The organism is Pseudomonas sp. GW821-FHT05D12 (assembly GCF_059419825.1).
The window spans coordinates 22,963-30,161 of sequence record NZ_JBWKSN010000028.1 but is presented as its reverse complement, the minus strand read 5'-3'; the positions used below and the strand labels follow the sequence as shown (position 1 = coordinate 30,161).

The window sequence follows — 7,199 nt, the reverse complement described above, 5'->3', positions numbered from 1 at the left end:
GGGATCGAACCGCCGACCCTCTGCTTGTAAGGCAGATGCTCTCCCAGCTGAGCTAATCACCCTTCGTTTCGGTGTGGCGCGCATTCTACGGAGCGACCTTGGGTCTGGCAAGCACTTTCTTAAATCTTTTTTTTGAGGCCTTCCAATGGCTTAGGCAGGGTTGGCCTCAGGCGATATCAAGAGAATAATGCCCCCCTTTGTATAAAGGAGAGACTCACCCCATGTGGTTCAAGAACCTGCTTATCTATCGCCTGACCCAAGATCTGCCTGTTGATGCCGAGGCGTTGGAAGCGGCAATGGCCACCAAGCTGGCGCGCCCTTGTGCAAGCCAGGAGTTGACCACTTACGGTTTCGTCGCGCCTTTCGGTAAAGGCGAAGACGCTCCTCTGGTTCACGTCAGCGGTGACTTCCTGCTGATTGCCGCGCGCAAGGAAGAACGCATCCTGCCGGGCAGCGTGGTGCGTGACGCGCTGAAAGAGAAAGTCGAAGAGATCGAGGCCGAGCAAATGCGCAAGGTCTATAAAAAGGAACGCGACCAGATCAAGGATGAAATCATCCAGGCCTTCCTGCCCCGCGCCTTTATCCGTCGCTCGTCGACCTTCGCCGCCATCGCGCCGAAACAGGGCCTGATCCTGGTCAACTCGGCCAGCCCGAAACGTGCCGAAGACCTGCTCTCGACCCTGCGTGAAGTCATCGGCACCCTGCCGGTACGTCCACTCACCGTGAAGACCGCACCGACTGCAATCATGACCGACTGGGTCACTACCCAGAAGCCGGCCGATGATTTCTTCGTCCTCGACGAATGCGAACTGCGCGACACCCACGAAGACGGCGGCATCGTGCGCTGCAAGCGCCAGGACCTGACCGGCGAGGAAATCCAGCTGCACCTCACCACCGGCAAAGTCGTGACCCAACTGTCGCTGGCCTGGCAGGACAAGCTGTCCTTCATGCTCGACGACAAGATGACCGTCAAGCGCCTGAAGTTCGAAGACCTGCTGCAGGACCAGGCGGAACAGGACGGCGGTGAAGAAGCCCTGGGCCAACTGGATGCAAGCTTTACCCTGATGATGCTGACGTTTGGCGACTTCCTGCCGGCGCTGGTTGAAGCACTCGGCGGCGAAGAGACTCCACAAGGCATCTAAAGCCATGTGAAGATCAAAATGTGGGAGCGGGCTTGCTCGCGAAGGCGGTGGATCAGTCAGCAGATGGATTGACTGGCACACCGCCTTCGCGAGCAAGCCCGCTCCCACATCTGATCGCATTTGTACTTCCGACTTCTAATAACAAGGACATCTCCATGCGCGCACTCGCTGCCTTGAGCCGCTTCGTCGGCAACACCTTCGCCTACTGGGTGTTGATTTTTGCCGTCGTGGCTTTCCTCGAACCCAGCTGGTTCATTGGCCTGAAAAGCGCCATCGTCCCGCTGCTGGGCCTGGTGATGTTCGGCATGGGGCTGACCCTCAAACTCGAAGACTTCGCCGAGGTCGCACGACACCCATGGCGCGTGGCACTGGGCGTGGTCGCGCACTTTGTAATCATGCCGGGCGTGGCCTGGCTGCTGTGCCAGGCTTTCCACCTGCCACCGGAAATTGCCGTCGGCGTGATCCTGGTCGGCTGCTGCCCGAGCGGCACTTCGTCCAACGTGATGACCTGGCTGGCTCGTGGCGACCTGGCGCTGTCGGTGGCCATCGCCGCCGTCACCACCCTCCTCGCCCCGCTGCTCACGCCGGCGCTGATCTGGCTGTTGGCGTCGGCCTGGCTGCCGGTGTCGTTCATGGAGTTGTTCTGGTCGATCCTGCAAGTGGTGCTGCTGCCGATCGTACTCGGTGTGGTCGCGCAACGCCTGCTCGGCGAGCGGGTGCGCCACGCCGTGGAGGTGCTGCCGCTGGTGTCGGTGGTGAGCATCGTGATCATCGTCGCAGCGGTGGTGGCGGCCAGCCAGGCGAAAATCGCCGAGTCAGGCGTGCTGATCATGGCAGTGGTGATGCTGCACAACAGCTTCGGTTACCTGCTGGGCTACTTCACCGGTCGCCTGTTCAAACTGCCATTGGCGCAACGCAAGTCGTTGGCGCTGGAAGTCGGCATGCAGAATTCCGGGCTGGGCGCCGCATTGGCCAGCGCACACTTTTCGCCGTTGGCGGCGGTACCGAGCGCACTGTTCAGCGTCTGGCACAATATTTCCGGGGCGTTGCTCTCGACGTATTTCCGCCGCATGAGCGAGAAGGAAGACCGCCGCGCGCTGGAGAACACGCCGCAAACTTGATCGCCTGATCAATTTTCGGCACTCTACCGAGCTTCGCGGGGACGACCCTGCGACGCTATCGAGGCGCATACTCCGGGGACGACCCCGCCTATAAAAGCGAGGTCATCATGTCCTGGATCATTCTGTTTTTTGCCGGTTTGTTTGAAGTCGGCTGGGCCGTCGGCTTGAAGTACACCGACGGTTTCAGCAAGCCACTGCCGACCGCCCTGACCATTGCCGCCATGGCCATCAGCCTCGGCCTGCTGGGCCTGGCCATGAAGGAACTGCCATTGGGCACCGCGTACGCCATCTGGACGGGCGTGGGTGCGGTGGGCACGGTGATCGCCGGGATTATCCTGTTCGGGGAATCCATGGCGCTGTTCCGCCTGGCCAGCGTGGCGTTGATCATCTGTGGACTGATTGGTCTCAAGATCAGCACATGACCGCTTGCGGCGATAGCGCCTGAACGGGCGCCATCGCCGGCAAGCCGTGCTACTACAGGACCGTGCCGCGCAGTTGCGTGACCTTCTCCTGCAACTGCGCCGGCGTCGCCGACTCGACCGATACCGGCTCACCTGCCACCAACACCACCCGCGACCAGATGCGATGGAACCAGCCCTTGTTCGGATCGCGGCTGAAGAAACTCCCCCACAACCCCTGCAGCGCCATCGGAATCACCGGCACTGGCGTCTCTTCCAGAATGCGCGTCACGCCACCACGAAACTCATTCATCTCACCGTCGCTGGTCAATTTGCCTTCCGGGAAAATGCACACCAACTCCCCGTCCTGCAGGTACTGCGCAATCCGCGTGAAGGCCTTTTCGTAGATCTGGATATCTTCGTTGCGCCCGGCGATCGGAATCGCCCCGGCCGTGCGAAAGATAAAGTTCAGCACCGGCAAGCGGTAGATCTTGTAGTACATGACAAAGCGAATCGGCCGACGTACCGCGCCGCCGATCAACAGCGCATCGACAAACGAGACGTGGTTGCACACCAGCAACGCCGCGCCCTCGTCCGGAATCAGATCAAGGTTGCGATGCTCCACGCGGTACATGGAATGGCTGAGCAGCCAGATCATGAACCGCATGGTGAACTCGGGAACGATCCTGAAGATGTAGGTGTTGACCGCGATGTTGAGCAGTGACACCACCAGGAACAGTTCGGGGATCGACAGCTTGGCCACGCTCAACAGCAGGATCGACACGATCGCCGAGACCACCATGAACAGCGCGTTGAGAATGTTGTTGGCGGCGATCACCCGCGCCCGCTCATTCTCGGCGGTACGCGACTGGATCAGCGCGTACAGCGGCACGATGTAAAAGCCGCCGAACACACCCAGGCCGAGGATATCGAACAACACCCACCAGGCCTGCCCATAGCTCAACACCGCCAGCCAGTCATTGGCCTGCACATTCTGTGGGAAGCCGCCGGAGTGCCACCACAGCAACAGGCCGAACACGGTCAGGCCAAACGAGCCGAACGGTACCAGGCCAATTTCCACCTTACGGCCCGAGAGTTTTTCACAGAGCATCGAACCGAGGGCGATGCCCACCGAGAACACGGTCAGGATCAGCGTGACCACGGTTTCGTCGCCGTACAGCCACTCCTTGGCGTAGGCCGGAATCTGCGTCAGGTAAATCGCACCGACGAACCAGAACCACGAGTTGCCCACGATCGAGCGCGACACCGCCGGGGTCTGGCCCAGGCCGAGGCGCAAAGTTGCCCAGGATTCGCTGAAGATATTCCAGTTCAACCGCAACTGCGGGGTCGAAGCCGCCGCGCGCGGGATGCTGCGGCTGGCGAGGTAACCGAGTACCGCCACACCGACAATCGCCACCGACACCACCGGCGCGTAATGGGTGGACGACATCATGATCCCGGCGCCAATGGTACCGGCCAGGATCGCCAGGAACGTGCCCATTTCCACCAGGCCGTTGCCGCCCACCAGCTCATCGTCATGCAGCGCCTGGGGCATGATCGAGTACTTCACCGGCCCGAACAGCGCCGAGTGCGTGCCCATCGCAAACAGCGCCAGCAGCATCAGTTCCAGGTGATTGAACAGGAACCCCGTGGCGCCGACGGCCATGATCACGATCTCGCCGATCTTGATCGCGCGGATCAACGCATCCTTGTTGAATTTTTCGCCAAACTGCCCGGCCAGCGCCGAGAACAGAAAGAACGGCAGGATGAACAACAGCGCACACAGGTTGACCCAGATGGCCCGATCGCCGTCGATGGTGAGCTTGTACAGAATGGCCAGGATCAGCGATTGCTTGAAGATGTTGTCGTTGAACGCGCCCAGCAACTGGGTGATGAAGAACGGCAGGAAGCGCCGTGTGCGCAGCAAGGTGAATTGCGAGGGGTGGCTCATCGTCCGTGTTCCTGCGTGGCCTGTTATAGATTCAGGCCACGACTTTACCTAACTCCGCTTACTTATTCGCTAGTCCTGCAATGCACGGCGATACAAAAAGCTCGCCTTTATAGGCGCCCTGCACGGTGCGCGTAGCAACGATCAGCCACATCAGCGCCAATGCCACCACCAGCACGCAACCAAACACACTGAAGAACCCCAGATTCAACAGGCTCGCCAACTTCAGCGTCGCCAAGGCATACACCCCCAGCGGAAAGGTAAACCCCCACCAACCCAGGTTGAACGGAATGCCGGCGCGCAGGTAACGCAGGGTGATCAGTACCGCAATCAGCATCCACCAGAGGCCGAAGCCCCACAGGGTAATGCCGGCCACCAGGCCCAGGCCGTTGGCCATCTCGCCCACACCCGGCAAGCCGTTGGCCGCGAAGATCGCCGGCGCATCGCCCCCCAGCAGCAACATGCCAAGGGCGCCGGTGCCGATTGGGCCCAGGGCCAGCCAGCTCGAGGCAGCCATATTGGCGTGGGGCAATTTGTGCAAGGCCATGCGCAACATCAGGATGGTCAGGATGCTGAATGCGACCGGCAGGGAGAACGCCCACAGCACATAGCTGGTCACCAGCATCACCAGTTGCGAATGGGCGTCGGCCAGGTGCGGCACGAGCAGGCCACCGCTGGCGGCGGCGACTTCGGCGGCCACCACCGGCAACAACCACACGGCTGTCATCTGGTCGATGCTGTGTTCCTGGCGGGTGAACATCATGAACGGGATCAGCACACCGCAGGCCAGGGCCATCGCCACATCCAGCCACCACACCGCTTCAGCCAGCGCGATCACCTCGTTGCCCCAGCGTGGCAGGCCGAACAGCAGCAGCCCGTTGAGAATCGTGGCCAGGCCCATGGGAATGGTGCCGAAGAACATCGAGACGGTGGAGTGCCCGAAAATACGCCGCGCCTCGTGGAAAAACATCACCCAGCGCGCCGCGTACAACAGGCTGAACAGCACAAACAGGCCGATGGTCACCAGCCACAGCCCTTCGGCGATGGCGTGCAGGCCAGGCAGGTTGACCGGCAGTTGTGCCAGGGCCAGCGCGAGCACGCCGGTGCCCATGGTCGCGGCAAACCAGTTGGGGGTGAACTGGCGAATCACTTCCCGGGGACGGGTCAGGTGACTGAAGGGTTTGTAACTGATGGTTGTCGAGCAGATCATGATGGCATTCCTCTTCCTCGCATGAGGTTGAGACCATGATAGAACCTGATCGAATATCTATATAACGGGTAATATCTCTAACTGTTATCTACTTTACCAATATAAAAGCAGGACTCACTCGCCCGCCGTCGCTCTGGCTCGCGCCGAGTCCTGCAGCAGCAGCCCTAACAACGCGCCCAGCGCCAGCAGAATGAGGATCGCGCCGTAGCCATCGGTGGTGGCGATCAGGCCGAAACTGCGGATCAGGTTGCCCGCCAGCAGCGAGGGCAAGCAGAACGCCAGGTAACTCAACACATAGAATGTCGACATCAGGCCCGCACGCTCATGGGGCAAGGCCAGCGGTACCACGCTGCGCAAGGCGCCGAGAAAGCCCGCGCCAAAGCCGCTGCCGGCGATCAGCGTGGCGATGAAGAACAGCGGCAGGCTGGCGCTGTGCACGGCGGTGAGGATCAGCGTCACACCGATGGCGAGCAAGCCGGCCCCGAGGCGCAGCACCTTGTCGGCCGGGCGATTGCGCAGGGTGAAGATCATCAGCGCGCCGCTCAGGGTCAGCACGGCGACCAGGCCGCCACCGATCAGGTTGGAGGTCGAGCCGGTGGCGGCGCGCACCAGCGAAGGCGCCAGGGAGAGATAGAAGCCGCCCATCGCCCACACTGCCACATCCACCGGCAACGACAGCCACAAAGCGCGGCGCGCCTGGGGCGGTACATGCAAGGTGGGGCGCAGCGACGCCAGCGCGCCGGGGATGCGGCTGACGCTTTCCGGCAAGCGCCACACATACACGGCCTGCAACAGCATCAATGCCAGCAACGTCCAGTAAATCAGTTGGGTCGGCAATGGCGCGAACTCCACCAACAGACTGCTGCCCATCGCGCCGCAGGCCATGCCCAGCAAAGGCGCCACACTGTTGACCAGCGGGCCTTGCTGGCGATCGGTATCCAACAAGGCGGCGCCCAACACTGCGGTGGCCATGCCCGTGGCGAAACCCTGCAAGGTGCGCGCGGCGATCAGCCAGGCGACGCTGTCTTCATTGATAAACAGCAACATTGCCAGCATATCCAGGATCAGCGCGGCAAAAATCACCGGTTTGCGCCCCAGGTAATCTGACAGCGAGCCGACGGTCAACAGCGCCGCCAGGAGGCTCAAGGCGTAGACCCCGAAGATCAGCGTGAGCATGCCCGCCGAAAAATGCAGGCCCTCCTGATACAGGTGGTACAACGGCGTCGGCGCACTGGAGGCCGCGAGAAACGTCAGCAAGGTGATCGCGAGGAACACCAGGCTGGAACGATGGGAAATAGGGCTGGACATGGGCACGCTCCGCTAAAGCTAATATTTTGCTTTTGCGGAGTGTGCTACTCGCCAGCGCTTAAAGCAAATTCT

At 61.3% G+C, this 7,199-nt stretch carries 6 protein-coding genes; 3 read left to right on the top strand and 3 right to left on the bottom strand.

Features of this window, described 5'->3' with window-relative positions:
• The first annotated feature begins 221 nt into the window (after window positions 1-221).
• The 3 genes from rdgC to sugE all read left to right on the top strand — a co-directional run bounded on the left by rdgC (window position 222) and on the right by sugE (window position 2,685).
• The gene (rdgC, locus tag AC07SI_RS30180; RefSeq protein ID WP_065901389.1) at window positions 222-1,142 is read left to right on the top strand and encodes a recombination-associated protein RdgC; all 921 of its coding nucleotides are present in this window, start codon (window positions 222-224) and stop codon (window positions 1,140-1,142) included.
• Between the two features lie 155 nt (window positions 1,143-1,297).
• Complete coding sequence (locus AC07SI_RS30175) at window positions 1,298-2,263, top strand: bile acid:sodium symporter family protein (RefSeq protein ID WP_495007104.1); 966 nt, start codon at window positions 1,298-1,300, stop codon at window positions 2,261-2,263.
• Between the two features lie 107 nt (window positions 2,264-2,370).
• Window positions 2,371-2,685, top strand: coding sequence for a quaternary ammonium compound efflux SMR transporter SugE (gene sugE / locus AC07SI_RS30170; protein WP_003237114.1), 315 nt, complete (start codon window positions 2,371-2,373; stop codon window positions 2,683-2,685).
• Window positions 2,686-2,737: 52 nt separating this feature from the next.
• On the opposite strand, the gene AC07SI_RS30165 is transcribed toward sugE, so the two are convergent.
• The 3 genes from AC07SI_RS30165 to AC07SI_RS30155 all read right to left on the bottom strand — a co-directional run bounded on the left by AC07SI_RS30165 (window position 2,738) and on the right by AC07SI_RS30155 (window position 7,127).
• Window positions 2,738-4,612 (bottom strand): MFS transporter, encoded by a 1,875-nt coding sequence (locus tag AC07SI_RS30165; protein WP_106804660.1) that lies wholly within the window; start codon window positions 4,610-4,612, stop codon window positions 2,738-2,740.
• Between the two features lie 58 nt (window positions 4,613-4,670).
• The gene (locus AC07SI_RS30160) at window positions 4,671-5,819 is read right to left on the bottom strand and encodes a TDT family transporter (protein ID WP_495007103.1); all 1,149 of its coding nucleotides are present in this window, start codon (window positions 5,817-5,819) and stop codon (window positions 4,671-4,673) included.
• A 114-nt stretch (window positions 5,820-5,933) separates the two neighbouring features.
• Window positions 5,934-7,127: an MFS transporter gene (locus AC07SI_RS30155; RefSeq protein WP_495007102.1), complete on the bottom strand. Its 1,194-nt coding sequence runs from the start codon at window positions 7,125-7,127 to the stop codon at window positions 5,934-5,936.
• Window positions 7,128-7,199: the final 72 nt, after the last annotated feature.